14 protein-coding genes are annotated in these 20,072 nt (G+C 60.1%); 11 read left to right on the top strand and 3 right to left on the bottom strand.

What is annotated here, in order from left to right:
* Positions 1-19: 19 nt before the first annotated feature.
* From HMPREF2860_RS02200 to HMPREF2860_RS02165, 8 genes are all read left to right on the top strand, one after another.
* A complete protein-coding gene (locus tag HMPREF2860_RS02200) occupies positions 20-2,806 on the top strand; it encodes a DEAD/DEAH box helicase (protein ID WP_070628543.1) in 2,787 nt (928 codons plus the stop codon).
* 162 nt (positions 2,807-2,968) lie between these two features.
* Positions 2,969-3,820 (top strand): GDSL-type esterase/lipase family protein, encoded by an 852-nt coding sequence (locus tag HMPREF2860_RS02195; protein ID WP_070560272.1) that lies wholly within the window; start codon positions 2,969-2,971, stop codon positions 3,818-3,820.
* A 69-nt stretch (positions 3,821-3,889) separates the two neighbouring features.
* Positions 3,890-5,506, top strand: a complete 1,617-nt coding sequence (locus HMPREF2860_RS02190; protein ID WP_049181048.1) for an AMP-binding protein — start codon at positions 3,890-3,892, stop codon at positions 5,504-5,506.
* Between the two features lie 47 nt (positions 5,507-5,553).
* Positions 5,554-6,669, top strand: a complete 1,116-nt coding sequence (locus HMPREF2860_RS02185; protein WP_070628542.1) for a M24 family metallopeptidase — start codon at positions 5,554-5,556, stop codon at positions 6,667-6,669.
* A 31-nt stretch (positions 6,670-6,700) separates the two neighbouring features.
* Positions 6,701-7,465: an SDR family NAD(P)-dependent oxidoreductase gene (locus HMPREF2860_RS02180; RefSeq protein WP_070560267.1), complete on the top strand. Its 765-nt coding sequence runs from the start codon at positions 6,701-6,703 to the stop codon at positions 7,463-7,465.
* Entirely contained in the window at positions 7,462-8,688 is a 1,227-nt protein-coding gene (locus HMPREF2860_RS02175; RefSeq protein WP_070560265.1) for a bifunctional cobalt-precorrin-7 (C(5))-methyltransferase/cobalt-precorrin-6B (C(15))-methyltransferase, read from the top strand. Before HMPREF2860_RS02180 ends, HMPREF2860_RS02175 begins: the two co-directional genes overlap by 4 nt.
* 45 nt (positions 8,689-8,733) lie before the next feature.
* On the top strand, positions 8,734-9,507 hold the full coding sequence (cobM, locus tag HMPREF2860_RS02170) for a precorrin-4 C(11)-methyltransferase (RefSeq protein ID WP_070560263.1): 774 nt from the start codon (positions 8,734-8,736) through the stop codon (positions 9,505-9,507).
* Complete coding sequence (locus HMPREF2860_RS02165) at positions 9,495-10,235, top strand: cobalt-precorrin-6A reductase (protein WP_070560261.1); 741 nt, start codon at positions 9,495-9,497, stop codon at positions 10,233-10,235. The genes cobM and HMPREF2860_RS02165 overlap by 13 nt, the downstream gene beginning before the upstream one ends.
* Positions 10,236-10,238: 3 nt before the next feature.
* Here HMPREF2860_RS02165 and cobJ read toward each other — a convergent pair whose 3' ends face one another.
* Genes cobJ through cobG form a run of 3 tightly spaced genes read right to left on the bottom strand, consistent with a single transcriptional unit; the run spans position 10,239 to position 13,690 of the window.
* The gene (cobJ, locus tag HMPREF2860_RS02160; protein WP_070628541.1) at positions 10,239-11,849 is read right to left on the bottom strand and encodes a precorrin-3B C(17)-methyltransferase; all 1,611 of its coding nucleotides are present in this window, start codon (positions 11,847-11,849) and stop codon (positions 10,239-10,241) included.
* 3 nt (positions 11,850-11,852) lie between these two features.
* On the bottom strand, positions 11,853-12,503 hold the full coding sequence (locus tag HMPREF2860_RS02155) for a precorrin-8X methylmutase (RefSeq protein WP_049181054.1): 651 nt from the start codon (positions 12,501-12,503) through the stop codon (positions 11,853-11,855).
* Positions 12,504-12,514: 11 nt separating this feature from the next.
* Positions 12,515-13,690, bottom strand: coding sequence for a precorrin-3B synthase (gene cobG, locus HMPREF2860_RS02150; protein WP_049181055.1), 1,176 nt, complete (start codon positions 13,688-13,690; stop codon positions 12,515-12,517).
* Between the two features lie 249 nt (positions 13,691-13,939).
* Between cobG and HMPREF2860_RS02145 the strand changes: the two genes are divergently transcribed.
* The 3 genes from HMPREF2860_RS02145 (at position 13,940) to HMPREF2860_RS02135 (ending at position 20,050) form a co-directional block, all read left to right on the top strand.
* Complete coding sequence (locus HMPREF2860_RS02145) at positions 13,940-15,493, top strand: lipase family protein (protein WP_049181056.1); 1,554 nt, start codon at positions 13,940-13,942, stop codon at positions 15,491-15,493.
* Between the two features lie 173 nt (positions 15,494-15,666).
* Complete coding sequence (cobN, locus tag HMPREF2860_RS02140) at positions 15,667-19,317, top strand: cobaltochelatase subunit CobN (protein ID WP_070628540.1); 3,651 nt, start codon at positions 15,667-15,669, stop codon at positions 19,315-19,317.
* Positions 19,318-19,429: 112 nt separating this feature from the next.
* The gene (locus HMPREF2860_RS02135) at positions 19,430-20,050 is read left to right on the top strand and encodes an FxsA family protein (RefSeq protein WP_070628539.1); all 621 of its coding nucleotides are present in this window, start codon (positions 19,430-19,432) and stop codon (positions 20,048-20,050) included.
* Positions 20,051-20,072: the final 22 nt, after the last annotated feature.

Genomic DNA, 20,072 nt, shown 5'->3' with positions numbered 1-20,072 from the left:
TTTATGACACTCTAGAGGCATGACTCTTCTCGGCGATTTCGTTAGCCAACAGGATTTCGATCTTGACGACTTTCAGCTCCGCGCCTGCCAATCAATTGAGGCAGGGCGGGGCGTTGTCGTCTGTGCACCCACCGGCGCGGGCAAGACTATTGTTGGCGAATTCGCTATTTATGCAGCTCTCGACCGTGGTGGTAAGTGCTTTTACACCACCCCGATCAAAGCGTTGAGCAACCAGAAGTACCACGACCTAGTCGAGGACTACGGCGAGGACCGCGTGGGCTTGCTCACGGGCGACACTTCAATCAATGGCGACGCAGATATCGTGGTGATGACCACCGAGGTGCTGCGTAACATGATCTACGCGAACTCGCCGACGCTGAAGAAACTCACGCATGTGGTGATGGACGAGATTCACTACCTCGCAGACCGCGAGCGCGGCGCTGTGTGGGAAGAGGTTATTTTGAACCTCGACCAGTCCGTGGCCGTCATCGGTTTGTCCGCGACGGTATCCAACTCCGAGGAATTCGGGCGCTGGCTGTCCACGGTGCGCGGGCACACGGACGTTATTGTCACGGATTTGCGTCCGGTTCCGCTGCATCAGCACATGCTGGTGGGAAACCGGCTCTATCCTCTTTTCGAGGCGAAGTCGGACAAGGTCAATCAGGACCTGCTGGAGGCGTGCCGTCGCGGTGAGTTCGGCTACGGGGACGCTGGGGCCAGGGAGCGCTACCAGTACAAAAAGCACAAGGGCGGTGGGCGCTCATACAGCTGGGGCGATAGGGGGCAGCGCAAGTTCCGCCCACCGAAGCGCGGCGATGTTATCCGCATGCTCGGCTCCATGAACATGCTGCCCGCGATCGTTTTCATATTCTCCCGCGCGGGCTGCGAAGGCGCGCTGGCACAGGTCGGCGCTACTCGCGCAGAACTCACTGACCGAGATGAGCAGGAGCGCATCGCCAAGATTATCGATGACGGTGTGGCTCACATTCCGAAGGAAGACCTGCAGGTTCTCGGCTTCCTGCGCTGGCGCCGCATTCTCATCCGCGGTTTTGCGGCGCACCACGCAGGCATGCTGCCTGCGTTTCGGCACATTGTGGAAGAGCTCTTTAACGAAGGCCTGGTCAAGGTCGTCTTCGCCACCGAGACACTCGCGCTGGGCATCAACATGCCTGCCCGCACGGTTGTGTTGGAGAAGCTGGTCAAGTTCAACGGCGAGGCACACGTAGATCTCACGCCCGGTCAGTACACGCAGATGACGGGCCGCGCTGGCCGTCGTGGTATCGACACCGTCGGCAATGCCGTGGTGCAGTGGGCTCCAGCAATGGACCCGAAGGCCGTCGCAGGGCTGGCATCCACACGCACGTACCCGCTAATCTCCACCTTCGCACCGAGCTACAACATGAGCGTCAACCTCCTGCAGACACTCGGTTACGAGGGGTCGAAGCGTGTCATGGAGCGCTCATTCGCACAGTTCCAGGCGGATGGCGACATCGTCGGAGTCACCGCCGAACTGTCCAAGGCCAAGCAAGAAGCCGCGGACCTGCGTGCGGAATTGCTCGGCAGGGGAGCCGATGCGCATGCCGAAGGGTCGGAAGCTGATGGGTCGTCGTCAAGCGGAGAGGGCAGTTCGCGTGACGACGAGCGCCTGACCCAGATGCTCGAATACCTGGATCTGCGCGCGAAGCTGACCCAGGAGGAGAAGAACGCCAAGCGCCGCAATATTGAAGACCGCCACACGGAAACGGTGACCGCGCTGCGAAGGCTCCGTAGGGGCGAGGTTATTCCGCTGCCGAAGGGTAAGAAGGTGCAGTTGGCGGTGGTGTACCGGGAGGATCATTCGAAGTCGAATCCTCGTCCCGGTGTCATCAGTGTCGGCGGATTTGTGGGACGTGTGGAACCGCATATCTTCCCAGCGGCGCCGCAGACAGTCGGCTCGATTAAGCTGCCGCGGGACGCGGATCGGCATCCGCGACGTGCGCTCGGTATTGTGCGTGCAGAGATCGGCCGCAAGGGGCTGAAGGGACCAAAGAGGCTGAAGCGCCGCAGCGGTGGCAACTCGCCAGCGGTGAGGAAGCTGCGGCAGGAGCTGCGTGAGCATCCACTACATGGAGATCCTGCGGTGGAGACGATGGCTCGTCACGCCGATACGCTGCGGCAGGCCGAGGCTCATGTTGCCAAGCTGCAAAAGCGCGTCGATTCCGCTTCCGATACGTTGGCACGCACATTCGACCGCATGCTGCAGTTGCTAACACAGATGGACTACGTGGAATGGCCAGAGGGCGCGGAGCCGACGATTACGGAGGAAGGCCTGCGGCTGGCGCAGATTCACAATGGGTCGGATCTGCTGGTGGCCACGTGCCTGCGCCGCGGTATCTGGGACGACTTGGACCCGGCAGAGCTGGCTGGTGCCGTGTCGAGTTTGGTCTTTGAAAACCGCAAGGCCAGCCAGGGCAGCGATGAGGTTCCGACCGAGCCGTTGGCCAAGGCGCTGGGGAACACCTACCGCATCTGGGAGGAGCTGTCGGAGGATGAGCGCCGCTACCGTCTGCCGGTGACGAACTTGCCGGACATGGCCTTTGCCACTGCAATTCATCAGTGGACTGCGGGCGCACCGCTGGGGTACTGCCTGCAGGCAGCGGCCGAAAGTGGCGCGGAGCTGACTCCGGGTGACTTTGTCCGCTGGTGCCGTCAGGTCATTGATCTATTGCAGCAGATTAAGAAGACCGGCTACTCCACAGACATTCGCGATAAGTCTGCCGAGGCTATTCAGGCGATTCGCAGAGGAGTAGTGGCGCTGAATAATTAGTTATCTCGGACACATCTCTTCTCCTGAACACCTGGTTCCTGAGGTGAAGATGATAAATTACTAAAAGTAGAATAGTTATGGCACTATTCTTATCTCGCAGTGACTAACGAAACTGCAGATTATATTTTTCATATCTGACTTCATTTCTCAGGAAGGCCCCGAATGCGCAAGCTTCATAAGACTCTGTCCGCTGTAGGAATCGCAGCACTGAGCTTCGGCATTGCCCCAATCGCAAACGCTGCACCCGCTGGAAACGTTGTTACCTTCGGCGATTCGTATTTCGCCAATCCGACCGTTGAGGACTACTGGATTGCCAAGGCTCCAGAGCAGATTCCTGGGCTCCCAGAGGTTCAGCAGAAGAATGGTTGCGCGCATGACCCTGATGGAATTCCGGCCAAGATCGGTAAAAAGACTGGCCGCCAGCTGGATGACTACTCCTGCGCAGGAGCCGTCCTCTACACGCCGAACGCAAACAACCTCGATCGACAAATCGAGGGCGCTATTCGCGATGGAGCACTGACCCCGCAGACTGCATTCATTGCAATTCAGATTGGTTTCAACGACACCTACAACAACGCAGTCAATCTTCCTTCCGTGCGTGAGGGCTGGTGGAAGGATGCTTCCGATGCCGCAGTAAACAAAATTCGCGCACATGCGCCGAATGCCCGCATTGCATTTGTCAATTACCCAACCATTTCGCATCCCGGTGATTCCAAGCAGTGCCTCATCCATGTGAACGTTGCTGGACAAAACATCGACGCAGGGGTTCCCGCATTCTGGATTGAGCAGGGTGAGATTGAAACCTCTAAGTACGCACAGCAGGCCGCTGACCGCCATAACGCCGAGTTTATTGATGTCCGCTCGATGACCACGGATCGCCATGAGTGCGCACCGGATGATAAGCGAATCATCGCAGGCGCAGTCGACAACCGCACTCAGGACTACAACCTTCCGGTCCACCTCAATGGTGAAGGCAAAGAGATTATCGCCGACGCAATCGTCGCTCGCATCTAGTCCTTGCCTCCAAGCCCTGCGCCTTATGGCCCAGGGCTTTTATCTTCAACTCACTACTTTTAGGGAAAAATGACACCTCGCACTCAACGCGCAACTCATGTGTCGCCTTGGACCCAGGTTAAGCAGTTTGCTACTGCTCTCGGCCCTCTCAAGCGTGCCGGCATCCTCAGAAATGATGGTCCTAAAGCACTGAAGAATATGTCCCAATGGGGCATTTCCATGGCAGCTCTCGTCGAAAACGACTGCCTTAATTGGCCTGACCGACTTGCCATTGTGGATGATTTCGGCGAACTTACATATAGCGAGCTTCGGACCCAGGCTAGAACACTCACGGCACGCCTAATGGAAATGGGGATTACCGAAGGATCCACCATCGCAATACTTGCGCGAAACTCTCGTGCCATCGTGCTGCCATTGTTGGCCTGCAGCTACCTCGGGGCCCGCCCGATGATTATGAATCCTGCCTCATCGTCAAAGCAGGTTAGCGCGATTATGTCTGACTATGGCGCGGATATTTTGGTCGTAGACGCCGAGTACAACCAAGACGCAGAATTTCCAATCAAATCACTCACTGTTGGTGGTGACCATGATGAGTTTCTTTCCCTCGTTTCCGGCCAAACCGATAGCTCCAAGCTTCCTCGAAAGCCGCGGCAGCAAGAAACGATCATCATGTCGTCTGGAACTTACGGAATCCCCAAAGGCGTTCGCCTCCCAGTTCCACGCACGCCAAAGGTGCTCGGCGGTATTGTAAAGGCAATCCCGTGGAAGAAGAACATGGTAGTTCAACTGACCGCTTCGGTCTTCCATGCGTGGGGTTGGCTCAACCTTCAGATTGGCTTGGCCACTGGCTCAACACTCATTTTGCGTCGAAATTTTGATGCAGATCAGGCTGCTGCGGACTGCCTTCAGTATGGAGTAACCGGAATTGTCTCCGCTGCAGTCTTCCTGAAGGATCTAGTCACTGCCGCGGACCGAGCAGAAACAAAGATTGGCCCATTTGGGTTCATCGTTTCTTCGGGTAACGCCATGCCGCCATATTTGGTTCGTGAGCTCAATAAGCGATTTGGGCCTGTTGTGTGCAATTTCTATGGCTCCACTGAGCATGGCCAAATCGCCATTGCAACTGGCCCTGAATTCGCCGCTGACCCGCACACCACTGGGCATATTCCATCTGGCGTCGAGCTCCGCATTTTCCGTGAAGATGGCACTGAGGCCAATCCAGGAGAGCTAGGTAACGTCTACGCAGCAAACTCTATGACGATGGTCGGGTTACTGGCTGCACGTGACAAATATGATGTCATGAATGGGCTGCTCGGAACAGGGGATAAGGGCCTCATTGATCAAAACGGTATGCTTCAGCTAGCCGGTCGCGCAGACGACATGCTGATCAAGGGAGGCGAAAATGTCTACCCTCGTGAAGTTGAGGAATTCCTCGGAACCGTCGATGGAATCGACGATGTGTTTGTCCACGGTAGTCAGGATGACATCGTCGCGACTCTTCGAGCCTACGTTGTACGTGAAGACAGCGTTGCTGGTGCTAACCTTTCCGACGACATGATTCGCGAACACGTTCGCCAGAATCTCGCGGAGCACAATGTGCCTGACGAGATTGTGTGGATGAAATCGTTGCCTCGTAATGACGGTGGCAAGGTCGTCCCACGCCGTCTACCCGACACCAGCATCTAGTTCCGCGCCTCTGTCTTATTCAAGGCTGACGGGTACAGTTGGCAACTATGAGCAACGGTATCTTTAGTTTTGACATCTATCAGCAGCGTCTGGATCGCACCGCGGAACTACTCCGCACCCGCGATGCAGACGCTGCAGTCTTTGGAACCGGAGCTGACCTGCAGTATCTCATCGGTTCTGCGGTCACTTCGCATGAGCGTCTCACCGCGCTGGTAGTCACCGCAGCCGGCACAACCACGCTGGTATTGCCCGCTGTGGAGCGGGGGGACCTGCCGCTGTGTGCAATCGGTGACCTCAACGCCGATGTGGTGTTGTGGGAGGACGGTCAGGATCCACACCGCATTGTCGCCGACCTAGTCGGCCACGTGGGCACTCTCGCAATTGGGGCGTCGTTGACCGCTGACCACCTGATTCCCATTCAGGATCTCACCGGAGCCAAGACTGTGTTGGCCGGAGAACTGCTGAAAGAACTGTTCATGCGCAAGGACGCCGCTGAGATTGATCAGCTGCGCGAGGCCGGCGCCGCCATTGACCGCGTTCACGCTCGCGTTCCGGGCATGCTGCGTGCAGGTCGCACCGAGCGCGAGGTCGCCGACGAGATTTCGGCAGCCATCCTGGAGGAAGGCCATGTCGCCATTGACTTCGTCATTGTCGGCTCGGCTGAAAATGGTGCTAATCCGCACCACGATTTCTCCAACCGCGTCATCGAGGACGGCGACGTGGTGGTCATCGATATCGGAGGCACCTTGCCGCTCGGCTACCACTCCGATTGCACGCGCACCTATGTCGTCGGCAAGCCGGGGGAGAAGGAAACCGCAGCGTGGGCGGCCCTGCGGAAGGCTCAGGAAGCTGCTGTAGCAGCGGTTCGCCCGGGTGTGACGGCTGCAGAGATTGATGCGATTGCGCGCAATAGCCTCACCGCTGCGGGCTACGGAGAGTACTTCATTCACCGCACTGGTCATGGCATTGGCCTGTCCACCCATGAAGAGCCGTTCATTATGGCTGGCAATGAGCTTGCACTCGAGCCGGGCATGGCGTTTTCGGTGGAGCCGGGCGTGTACCTGCCGGGCGAATTCGGTATGCGGCTGGAGGACATCATCATTGTCACCGAAGACGGCGGCGAATCGGTCAATAACGGTCCGCACGATTTGATTACCGTCTAATCGAGGTTTAGAGGAAAGGTTTTTCTAGCGCATGGGACACGTACTCGTTCTTGGTGCCACCAGCGAAATCGGCGGGGAAGTTGCCGCGCGGCTGGCCAATCACAACACCTTCACGCTCGCCGCGCGCCGCACTGAGGCACTCGACGGCATTGCCGGCCGCCTCATCGACGCCGGTGCTGTCGCGGTGCATCGCATCCACTTTGATGCCGATGACATCGCCGCACACCGCCAGTTCGTTGAGAACGCCTGGCAGCACGGTCCCATCGATACGGTGATTGTCGCGTTCGGCATCCTCGGCGATCAGCAGAAGTGTGAAGACTCCGGGGAGGCTGCGGCGGCGGTCATTCACACCGACTTCACGGCTCAGGCATCGATTCTCACAGAGATTGTCGCGCGCATGGAGTCCGACATCGCCGCCGGCAAACTGCCTGTGCGCGACAAGGTCGCGGGCCGCATCATGGCCTTTTCCTCTATCGCAGGCGCCCGCGTGCGCCGCGCCAACTATGTCTACGGTTCGGCGAAGGCCGGCCTCGACGGTTTCCTCCAAGGCATGCAGGACCGCCTGCACGGCAGCCATATTCAGCTGACAATCGTCCGGCCGGGCTTCGTCATCGGCCGCATGACCGAAGGCATGAAGCCGGCGCCGATGTCTTCGCGCCCCGCCGAGGTCGCTGAGGCCGCCGTCACCGCCTTCGATGGCCGGAAGCCCCATGTCTGGGTGCCACGGAAACTGGCGTTGCTCGCCCGTGCCACGCATCTGACTCCTCGCTGGATTTGGCGGAAGATGCCCCGATGAGTCCAAAACTTCGCGTCGTCGGCATCGGCTGTGACGGTTACGAGGGTCTATCTGCCCGCGCAGTCGAGGCGCTGTCGTCGGCACGCCGCATCATTGGCTCTCCCCGTCAGCTCCGTTTGCTTGCCGACGTCGACCTGGACGCCGAACTCTCTCCTTGGCCCAGTGGCTTCTGGAAGGACTGGCAGGCCACCCTGGCAGATATTGACCCCGCAGTCGATGTCATCCTGGCCAGTGGCGATCCCATGTTCCACGGTGTCGGCGCGTCCCTGGTCCGCGAGCTCGGCCGCGGTGGCGTGGAAGTTATTCCAGCACCGTCGTCGGCCTCATTGGCCTGTGCCTACCTCGGCTGGCCTTTGCATGACACTCCGGTGATCTCTCTAGTAACAGGGGAGCCGGGGATACCTGGTGCTGCACGGGTGGTGCCGGTAGCAGATGCACTGCGCCCCTTCCTCGTGCTGTGTCGAAACGCGGACTCAGTGAAGGAGGTTGCTACGGTTTTAGCCGACCGCCCAGACACCAAGCTCACCGCGCTGACCAATCTCGGTGGCTCGGAGGCGACGGGGCTGCCGGAGTCTGTGGCCGAAGGCACGGTGGCGAACCCTCCGGTTCCAGCTGGCAACCTCACGGTGCTGGCGGTGGAGCCGTCGGGAAGCGCGCGCGGCTGGCTGCGCGACGGTGACTTTGACTCGGATGGCCAGCTGACGAAGGCGCCGATTCGCCAAATGACGGTAGCGGCGTTGGATCCGCGGCCGGGAGCACTGCTGTGGGATGTCGGCGGTGGCACGGGGTCGATTGGCATTGAGTGGGCTCGGCACGGCGGGCGCGCGGAAATTTTTGAGCGCGATGCTGTTCGTGCAGAGCGAATTGCTGAGAATGTGGCGAACCTGTCGGGCAATGTGACTGTCCACCACGGCGCAGCGCCGGGAGCTTTGGCTGACTCGAATCTTCGCCCCGATGCCATTTTCATCGGCGGAGGTCTCACTGCTGACGGCATGCTTGAGGCCTGTTGGCAACGCCTTGCCCCGGGTGGCACCATCGTCGCGAACACCGTCACGCTGGAGTCGGAGGCTCTGCTATGGCAGGCACGTCGCGACTATGGCGGGGATGTCACCCGGCTTTCCGTGGAGCGCGCAGGTGCAGTCGGCACTTTCACTGCGTGGCGGCCGGCGTTGCCGGTGGTGCAGTGGGTGGCGGTGAAGCCAGTAGAGCCTGCGCTACCATAGACGTAATTTCTCTGTCTAAAAATATTGAGGACTCTGTAACCCACAATGACTGTGTATTTCATCGGTGCAGGCCCGGGCGCAGCAGATTTGCTGACGCTGCGCGCGGACCGGCTTATTCGCTCCTGTCCAGTGTGCCTTTACGCGGGATCAATTGTCCCGCCTGAGGTGCTGGAGAGCTGCCCCGAGGGCGCAGAGATTATCAATACCGCGCGTATGCCGCTGGATACCATCATCGAGACCATTCAAGCGGCACATAAGGCGGGCAAGGATGTCGCACGCCTGCAGTCCGGCGACCCGTCGGTGTGGTCGGCGCTGGCAGAGCAGGTCCGTCGTCTCAGCGAGCTAGGTATTGACTACGAAATCGTTCCGGGTGTGCCAGCTTTTTCCGCGGCTGCGGCAGCTCTCGGCCACGAGCTCACGGTGCCAACTGTCGGCCAGTCAGTGGTGCTGACTCGTATCTCCGGGCGCGCTTCCAAGATGCCAGAGGGCGAAACCCTGGAAAACTTCGGCCGCACGGGTGCGACTCTGTGCATTCACCTGGCCGCCCATGACATCGACCGTGTGGTAAAGGAACTCACCCCGCACTATGGGAAGCACGGTCCGGTGGCAGTCGTGGCTTTCGCATCCCGCCCGGAACAGGTTATTCGCCGTGGCACGCTGGCTGATATTGCGCAGCAGGTCAAGGATGCAGGTGTGACTCGCACGGCTGTCATCATTGTTGGCAAGGTGCTTACTGCCGAGGCGTTCCCGGATAGCTATCTCTACAGCGATGATCGCCCACGCGATGAACACGGACGGACCATTCCATGCGTGCACTAATTCTGGGTGGAACTGCTGAGGCTCGTGCCCTGGCCAAGTGGCTAGTGGGCGAGGGCTGGTTTGTCACCTCTTCACTGGCCGGTCGCGTATCCAACCCCAAGCTGCCCGCCGGCAATGTCCGCATCGGCGGTTTCGGCGGCCCTGCGGGGCTCACGCGATGGCTGATCGCCGATGCCACCGAAGTCATCATCGACGCCACGCATCCTTATGCGGAGCGAATCAGCGAATCTGCCGCTGAAGCTGCCCGCGCCACCGGTCTTCCGCTCGTGGCGCTGCATCGCCCTGCGTGGGAGAAGCAGCCCGGCGACAACTGGATTGAGGTGTCCTCTATGCAGGAGGCCGCGGACATTGTTGCCGACCGCTTCTACAGCCCGTTTCTCACTATTGGCCGTCAGCAGCTAGCTCCATTTGCCGGCGACTCCAACGGCCGTTACCTCATTCGCTGCGTGGAACAGCCCGCGCCGCCACTGCCCAAGAATCGGAAGATTATTCTCAGCCGTGGGCCTTACGATGTCGCAGCGGAGCGCAAGCTCATGCGGGATTACGCCGTGGACTGCGTGGTGACCAAGAACTCCGGTGGTGCTGCTACCTACGCCAAAATTGAAGCAGCCCGCGACCTTAAGAAGCCGGTCGTCATCGTGCAGCGCCCGCGCCTGCCGGGCGCGGATATCGCCATTGTTGCCACAACGGTGGATGAGGCGTACAACGCCGTCATCCGCCGGGCGTAGCAGCTAACGCAGCAACTCACCAGTTCCACTCGTGCCACCCTCACCGTAGTGACGTGCGGTGTAGACCCGAGTGGTCTTGCCAGCCCGATACGCTTTTGTCGACGACGAACCGATAATCACCATGGTTCGCATATCGACGACATCCGGGTCGAATTCCGCCAACGTGGTCACGGTGACGTTTTCCTGCTCCGAGCCGACTGCCCGCGCCACAATCACAGGCGTTGTTGGTTCGCGGTACTCCATGGCCAATGCACGCAGCTCTCGGATCTGCCATCTCCGCGACTTGGATGCTGGGTTGTAGACGGCAAACGCCATGTCTGCTCCGGCTACGGCACGCACTCGCTTAACGACGACCTCCCAGGGCTTCAACCTGTCGGAGAGACTGAGCATCGCAAAGTCATGGCCAAGGGGAGCACCGACTCGACTTGCGACGGCCTGAGCCGCAGTCATGCCCGGCACGACTCGCACGGGGATGCCTCGCCACATATCGTCGTCAGCGACTTCCAACACTGCGGCCGCCATCGCGAAGACTCCAGGGTCACCGGAGCTGACCACCGCAACTCGACCGCCGCGCTTGGCAATATCCAGCGCCATAGTGGCTCGCTCTGCCTCAACGCGGTTATCTGAGAGATGACGGCGTTGCCCGGCGCGCTCAGGAACTCGGTTGATGTAGGTGGAGTAGCCAACCAGATCCGTGGCCCGTGCCAATTCCTCGGTGACTTCTGGGGTAGTCCAGCGTTCAGCACCCGGGCCAAGGCCGACAACTACGACTTCACCGACCGCTGGGGTAGCCAGCTCAGTTGCTGTATCGGTGGCTGCACCGGTCGCTGCATCATCGGCTGGCGAAGGCACCCCAGAAACACTCCGTTTAGTGCCGTAGACAGCGGAAGGCACGACGGCCACTGCGAAGTAGGGAACCTTCTCCGGGTCGGCATCGGCCAGCGGGTAGCTGGTGTGCTCATTCATGGTTGCTCGCTCGACAACATAGGCGCGATCGAGCATGCCAGCGGCCTGCAACGCTGTACGAACCTTCTCAACGTTTTTCCCCAGCTTCATAATGACTACACAGTCTGAAGCGTCAAGAACCGCAGCGATCCGCTCGGAATCGGCGGTGGCGGGAACAACGCTGACGATTTCGGTAGCCTCGCCGAGCGGCTGACCGATCTCTGCTGCCGCCGCAGTAATGCTGGCCACTCCGGGGACAATCTCAGTGGGGAAGTCCTCGCTGAGGGCGTGATGCAGGTGCTGGTAAGAGCTATAGAGCATCGGGTCACCGAGCGAGAGCACCGCAACACTTCGCCCCGCGGCCAAGTGCTCATGCAGGCGGGCAGTGGCCTGTGCATAGAAACCGGCGAGCTGCTCGCGGTAGTCGGCCGGACGCCCGGTGGTCACCGGGTATTGCAATTGCTCTTCCACGGCAGCGTCGTCACGCGCGTCAATCAGTTCGGCGGCGATTGAACGCGCCGTGGAACGTCCGTGAGTCCCGGCATGGTAGGCGATGACATCGGCTGTGCGGATGATGTCGGCACCGCGAAGTGTAATGAGACCTGCGTCGCCGGGGCCGAGTCCGATGCCGTAGAGATGACCAGGCTGAGCGCTGTAGGAGCCGGACATGGTTTAGAGAATCTCCTTTGCGGTGGCGATGGCATTGAGGGCAGCACAGGTGATAGCCGAGCCGCCGCGACGGCCGGTGACGGTGATGTACTTCAGCTCCGGGTTTTCGGCACCGGAGTCGATAGTGGCTTGCTTGGATTCCGCCGCACCAACGAAGCCGACCGGCATGGCCAAAATGGCAGCGGGCATGGGGAAGGATCCCTCATTGATGCGATTGAGCAGGTGGAAGAGGGCAGTGGGAGCGTTACCGATGGCGACGACCGCTCCCTCTAGTCGAGGCTTCCACAGCTCCACGGCAGCAGCCGTGCGAGTGGTGCCGAGTTCTTGAGCCAGTTCGGGGACGCGCTCATCACGTAGCAGGCAAATGACCTCGTTGTCGGCAGGTAGGCGCTTGCGGGTAATACCCGAGGCAATCATGTTGACATCGGTGAAAATAGGAGCGCCTTCTTCGAGAGCCTGGCGGGCTGCGCGCACAGCTCCCGCGGACAAGACGATGTCCTTAGCCAAGTCGGTCTGACCTGCTGCGTGAATCATTCGGACAGCGACGGTTTCCTCATCGGCGTCGAAGCGGGAAAGATCGCTTTCTTCGCGAATGATGGCAAATGAGTTGCGGTAAATATCCGCACCGTCGGTGTTGTACTCAAAGCGCTTCATAGGCTTAAAGCCTAGTCCACAGCAGTGACTTCATATTCTCCGTCCCCGGTGGCGAGATAGTCGAAGTAACCACCTTTGGGTTTGCCGCAGCGGCGCTCACAACCAGAAAAGTGCACGCGCCCCTCGGGCAGGCGGTCATCGGCAATTGCATGAGCGGCATCACCTCGGGTGTCAGCCAGCGACTTTTCGCAACCGGGGCGACCGGTGCAGGCGCTGACGCGCAGCCAGGTGGACTTCCGGTCGAAGATTAGGCCATTGGGCGCCAAAACCTTGACAACCTGTTCGGCAACTTCCTCTTCCAAATCGTGCAGGATCAGCGAATACCACGGAGTGATGTGCACGGGAACCTGCGTATGCGAAATCGCTCGGGCCAGACGTGCCGGAAGTACCCCAAAGCGCAGCCCCGCGGCCAGGCTAACCAGCCCATCCGGCTGGTCAATCCAACCGATCTGGCGGGATAGCCCGGCGGTGGCATCGAAGCTCTCAGCCGGGGTCGGTTCCTGGCGCCGAGCTCGCTCGCCCAGTTCGTCGACTACGCCATCGGCAACGCGCTCGGCCGCATCGGCTTCCGCGATGCGCCAGGCTGTACCACGGCTGTCATTCCACACCTTCGCTGTGGTGATTAGAGCTCCCACGACGTCGTCACGCGAAACAATAAGCCCCGAGGTCGCGCCACCAATGATGAGTTCGAACGTGTTCTCATCGTGGGCGACAACGCCGAAGTCGGGGCGCTCACCGAGGACATCACCACGGCCGTCGTCGAAAGCCATGAGCGTGCGGCCAGGAAGTGTTGCCAGCGACGGCTCCGCAATGAGCGCCGCGTCGAACTCTTGAACCAGGTCGCGGACATCGGCCTTGCCGCCGACGCGACCGGACAGTGGCGACTGAAGAACGTTGCGCACGCGGTCGTGGCTCGTGGAGGGAACCAGCTTTTCCTCTTCTGCGGCATCGGCGAATGCGCCGGTGTTAGTGATGCCACGGATCTGAACATTGCCGCGAGAAGTGAAGTGAATATCGCCGTCGCCGAAATTCTCGGCCAAATCGGCGAGTACGGCAAAGCCCGGCGCGGGAAGGAAGCCTCCGGGGAAGCGAAGGCGACCAATTGCGCCATCAGCTGCGATATGAACCTTTCGGGTGCCGGGGCAACCGTCCTGACGAGTGCGAGCTCCTTGATCAGATGCAGTCATACTTCCAAGAATACGCAAACAAGCACAGAGCTGAGCCCCCGAAAACAGGGGCTTATTATCCGGACCTTTTCAGCCCAACGAAACCATTCTGAAGTGGAGTTTTGATAGCCCCGTGCAAAAAACATACAAATTCTTCACTAAATCCACCGATTTCCTTTTTCAAAACCTTATTATTTCCATAACCTAACTTCCGCCGAATTAAGGGAAGTCTTCATTGGGTTTTCAATCTGGGGTTATTCAGGAGATTTCATGCCACATCACGACGCTGAAGCACTCACACACGGCACCGCCGGCATCGGCCATGCCTCAACACAGACGCGCGCTGCTTCACGACGAAACGGTCGCACAACCCGAACGGGAATCGGGGTAGCGCTTGCGGGTCTTATGACCATCGGCCTGGCTACACCTGCAAACGCTCAGCCACTAAGCGTGCCGGGCCTGTCAGATAGTGGGCTGGCGGATAAAGTGTCGTCGTCAAGTGCAAACCGCGAATTGCCTGGTTTCGGTCATGTACCGAACCCGAATGTAGAGAGGCTACTCGGCATCGAGAAGGACGATGAGCAGTCTGGCAACGAGGGCACAGGCAGGCAGCTGACCCCGGAACAGGCACGCGTGGCCGCAGTCTCTCCGCTGAATTCTCTGCCGCTGACCCCGTCGCGCGCGGCGAATGCCGGCACGCTAGTCAACAGCGAGGATGCCGAGATGATGGTGAACGGCAAGCTGTGGAATGTGGATGCCAAGCGTATTCACTACAACTCCACGGATTCCCTCGGCAATCCCAGTGTGGACACGGCCATTGTGGTAACTCCGAAGACAGAGTGGAAGGGCAGCGGTCCGCGTCCGGTCGTGGCGATCGCGCCGGGCACGCAGGGTGGCGCGGAAAAGTGCGACCCGTCGATCTCCTCGCAGACCGGGCTGAAGATTGAGTTCGGTCCGATGGACATTATTGCTCCATACGAGACGATTCCGATGGTCGCGAACTTGAAGCGAGGTGCAACTGTGGTGATGATTGACCACCACCGCAATGACCAGGGCAACCAGGACTACGTCGACAATATCGCCTCGGCACAGTCACTGTTTGATGCCGTGTCTGCCTCCCACGAGCTAGGCGTGGATCAAAAGGCGCCCGTGGGAATCTATGGCTACTCCCAGGGTGGCTCCGCAGCCGCTGCAGCTGCTGAGCGTGCAGGTGTCTACGCCCCGGAGCTCAACGTCGCCGCTTCTGCCGCCGGCGGCCCACCGTCCGACCTCGCAAACGTTCTCGACCAGATTGATGGTACGACCCTGACCGCTGCGATTGCATTGGCAATCAACTCTGTCCTGGATAAAGATCCGGAGCTGCGCCGTGTCCTCAAAGAAGAAATCAGCCCTGAAGGCAAAGAACTGCTGGACAACGTTGGCAACTACTGCGCAGGCGGCTTGGGTTTCCATCACTCGTTTGAGACCACTGACCAGTACACCACCAGCGGTGAGTCGCTCAGTGAGATGATTAAGCGCTACGAGCCGGTGCAGAAAGAACTCGCACGCCAGCGCGTCGGCAATTTCGTACCGAATGCCCCGGTGTACCTCTACTCAGGTGAGCACGATGACATCATCCCCATCAACCAGGTCCGCAAGCTACGTGATGCTTGGCTGAATCTCGGGTTCACCGACCTGGAGTACGTCGAAAACACGACTTCGCCTCTGCTGCCGAAGACAGGCCTAAACCATATCGTTCCCATGCTCGCGGAACTGACTAATGCCACCGACTTCCTCTGGTCCCACTTCCCAGATCAGCCGGCGGAGCAGTCGCTGGAACTCTAGCAATAGACGCTGCAGTAGAGTGATGGAGAAATCCACTGCCATGCCACTGACGAGAAGCTCGGTGAAAATCCGCACGGTCGCGCCACTGTCACAGTCAGACCTCGTCATCGGTTAAAAGGCAGACTCCCGCCGACCGGGGACGCGTTGCTCCCCAGGAAGTGAATGACTACACCGTGATTCTGCTGCTGTCGACCTCGGATACCGACCTTCTGTCCGCCCGCGCGGCCGCTCAGGCCAACCCGGAGGTGTCCTACCGTTGGGCAAACCCGGCGCGTCTGCTCGACGATGATTTGCCCACGCTTGCCGACGGCGCCGATGTCGTCATCATCCGACTTCTCGGTGGCCGCCGCGCCTGGGAATCCGGCATCGACTACTTTGTGAACTCCGGTATTCCCACCGTCCTCGTCTCGGGTGAGCAGGCGCCCGATGCCGAACTCACCGAGTACTCGACGGTTCCCGCAAACGTCACCACGCAAACGCACATCTACCTGGCGGAAGGCGGCGCAAAAAACCTCGCACAGCTGCACAATTTCCTGTCGGACACGCTGCTTCTGACCGGTCTTGGCTTTGAAGAGCCCACTCGCATGCCGGCCTGGGGTTTCCTGGAGCGCGACTCCAAGGTGGCCACGGAAGATTCGCGTGGCACCGTCGGCATTATCTATTACCGCGCCCAACACCTGGCTGGAAATACGCACTACATTGAGGCGCTCGCTGACGCAGTCGAGGCTCGCGGCTACGTCGCCAAGCCCATCTTCGCCGCGTCCCTGCGCACCGCCAGCGATGAGCTGTTAGCAGAGATGGCATCCTGCGACGCGCTCATCACCACGGTGCTCGCCGCTGGTGGCAACCGCCCGGCACTCGCGCAGGCCGGTCAAGACGACGACGGCTGGGATGTCGCCGCACTCGCAGACCTCAACATCCCCATCATCCAGGGGTTGGCTCTGACATCCTCCAAGGCGGCATGGGAAGACAACGACGAGGGTCTGTCACCGCTGGACGTCGCAACACAGGTCGCCGTCCCCGAATTCGACGGCCGCATCATCTCGGTCGCGTTCTCGTTTAAGGAAATCGACTCCGACGAGCTCATTTCCTACGTCCCTGACCTTGAGCGCTGCGACCGCCTCGCCGGCATCGCTACCCGCTACGCCGCACTTCGCCACATCGACAACGCTGACAAGCGCATCGCCGTCATGCTCTCTGCGTACCCGACCAAGCACGCCCGCATCGGTAACGCCGTCGGCCTGGACACACCAGCATCCACGTTAGAGGTGCTGCACGCGCTTGCCGACGCCGGATACAACCTCGGCGACACCACCAAAATCCCCGGATACGCCACCGCCGAGGACGGCGCCGATGAACCAGATGCGTTCATGCACGCCATCATCGATGCCGGCGGCCAGGACCCGGATTGGCTGACCGAGGAAGTTATGGAGGCAGCCGAGCTCCGCCTGCCCGCTGCGACCTACGAGAAGTTCTTCGCTACCTTGCCGGAGGAACTCCGCTCCGACATGCAGGACAAGTGGGGTGCCGCGCCGGGCACCCTGTACGTCCACCCGGATACCCAGGACATCTATATTGCGGGCCTGACCTTCGGCAATGTCGTGGTCATGGTGCAGCCACCGCGCGGTTTCGGTGACAACCCGGTGGGTATCTACCACGATCCAGACCTACCGCCGACGCATCACTACCTGGCTTGCTACCGCTTCCTGTCGCTGCCGCAGTCGGAGGGCGGTTTCGGCGCCGATGCCGTGGTTCACATGGGCAAGCACGGCAACCTGGAGTGGCTGCCGGGCAAGACCGTCGGTCTTTCCGCCTCCTGTGGCCCGGATGCTGCCATCGGCGAGCTGCCGATGATTTACCCCTTCCTGGTCAACGACCCGGGCGAGGGCACACAGGCCAAGCGTCGTGCTCACGCCACGCTTGTCGACCACCTCATTCCGCCGATGGCCCGCGCCGAGTCCTACGGCGACATCACCCGTTTGGAGCAGCTTCTCGACGAGCACCAGAACATCTCCGCCATGGACCCAGCCAAGCTGCCGGCTATTCGCCAGGAGATTTGGACGCTGCTGACCGCCGCGAAGATGGACCGCGACCTCGGTTGGGACGAGCGTCCGGACGAGGAGGTCTTCGATGACATGCTCATGCATGTCGACGGCTGGCTCTGCGAGATTAAGGACGTCGCCATCCGCGGTGGCCTCCACGTACTCAGCCAGGCACCGGAAGACGAATCCCTGATCGGCACTGTGACCACCATGCTGCGCGCCCGCCAGCTGTGGGGAGGCAAGCAGACGCTGCCGGGCCTGCGCGAAGCTCTCGGCCTGGCCGAGGACGGCACCGACGAGCGCCACACTGTGGACTCCATCGATGCACTGGCTACGGCGTTGGTAACCGCCGTGGTGAAGAATCCTGACCAACCAGTGGCACAGATCGCGGCTGATGTTCTCGACTCCGAGGAATTTGCCGATATCGCGGCACCGAACGGCCTCGATCAGGTTGTCGAGCTGCTGCAGTTCACCCGCGACGAAATTCTCCCGCGCCTGGCCGCTACCAGCGAGGAGATTCCGCGCATTCTTTCGGCCTTGGACGGCGAGTTCGTTCCGGCTGGCCCCTCCGGCTCGCCGTTGCGCGGTCTGGTCAACGTACTGCCGACTGCCCGCAACTTCTACTCGGTAGACCCCAAGGCGGTGCCGTCACGCCTGGCCTGGGAAACCGGTGTCAACCTCGCCGATGGTCTGATTGAGCGCTATCGCGCCGACCACGGCGAGTATCCCAAGTCGGTTGGCCTGTCGGTGTGGGGCACTTCCGCAATGCGTACTTCCGGCGATGACATCGCCGAGGTGCTCGCGCTGATTGGTGTGCATCCGGTGTGGGATGACGCATCTCGCCGTATCGTCGGCCTTGAGCCGATTCCGCTAGAGGAACTGGGACGCCCGCGCATTGACGTGACCGTCCGTATTTCCGGTTTCTTCCGTGATGCGTTTCCGCATGTTATCGACCTTTTGGATGATGCGTTTCAGCTCGTCGTCAAGCTTGATGAATCCGATGAGGACAACTACGTGCGCGCACATGCGAAGGCCGACCAGCAGGAGCGTCCGCGCCGTATCTTCGGTTCCAAGCCGGGCACCTATGGAGCTGGTTTGCTGCAGCTAATCGATTCCGGTTCCTGGCGCGATGACGCGGATCTGGCGAAGGTTTACACGACCTGGGGCGGCTACGCCTATGGTCGCGGCGTCGATGGGGAAGAGGCTGCTGACGATATGAAGACGGCCTACCGCCGTATTCAGGTTGCCGCGAAGAATGCCGATACCCGTGAGCACGACATCGCCGACTCCGATGACTACTTCCAGTTCCACGGTGGCATGATCGCCACGGTCCGTGCGCTGACGGGTTCCGCTCCAGAGGCGTATGTGGGCGATTCCACGCGCCCGGACGCCGTGCGCACCCGCACCCTGCACGAGGAAACGCGACGTGTGTTCCGAGCCCGCGTAGTCAACCCACGCTGGATGCAAGCCATGCGTAACCACGGCTACAAGGGTGCCTTCGAAATGGCTGCAACGGTCGATTACCTCTTCGGTTACGACGCGACGGCACAGGTCATGGATGACTGGATGTACGAAACGCTTACCGACGAGTACGTTGTGAACCCGGAAAACCGCGAGTTCTTTGAACAGTCGAATCCGTGGGCTCTGCACGATATTTCCGAGCGCCTGATGGAGGCCGCCGAGCGCGGTATGTGGGAAAACCCTGACCAGGAACGCATGGATCTGTTGCGCCAGACCTACCTGGATACAGAGGGCGACTTGGAGGAGCGAGCTGACCGGTAGGCGAGCGCTAGGCATCATCTAACTTGCCGCTACAACCGGCTAGATGACGACAAGAGAACCGGCCGATAGCCCTAACCACTTGCTCATCTAGTGGCGGTTACACTGGGGAACTATGAGCAAGTGGTTCACAATTATTTACCTCATTGCCGAGATTGCGGCCTTTATCGCACTCGGTGAATGGATTGGCTACGGCTGGACCGTCCTATTGGTTTTGGGCCTGTTCATTGTGGGGATGGTCTTCGCCGCTATCGAGTTCAAGCGCATCTACCAGAAGTTGCTGCTGGATACTTCTCGTACTCTTACCGAGTACGGACAGAAGCATCCGGAGGAGGCAATCAAGCGCTCGGCAAAGGGCGCGGGACACTTTGTGGCTGACTCGGCAATTCTATTGGTTGGCTCGTGGCTGATTGCCCTGCCGGGCGTCGTCACCACCGTTGTTGGTTTCCTCATGGTGCTACCGCCGACTCGCTGGCTGATTCGTAAGAGCGGATCGGTGGCGCTGCTCAACGGACTCCGCAACTTCAGTGACCGCAGCATGATGGTGGTCTCTCAGTACGGCATGAACCCAGGTACTCCAGGAGCTGGCGCTGGTGCTGGCGGCTTTTCGGGGTTCCCTGGATTCTCTGGTGGTTTCCCGGGCGCGGATGGCAAGAGCTTCCCACAGGATAAAATCGTGCCACCGGCGCCGGACAACGCCTGGGATCATGACCAGGACGACAGCGACAAGCGCTAACTCGAATACTCGCGGACGTAGA

The organism is Corynebacterium sp. HMSC064E10 (assembly GCF_001812505.1).
GTDB classification, from domain to species: domain Bacteria; phylum Actinomycetota; class Actinomycetes; order Mycobacteriales; family Mycobacteriaceae; genus Corynebacterium; species Corynebacterium amycolatum.
This window is presented reverse-complemented; position numbering and strand designations above follow the sequence as displayed.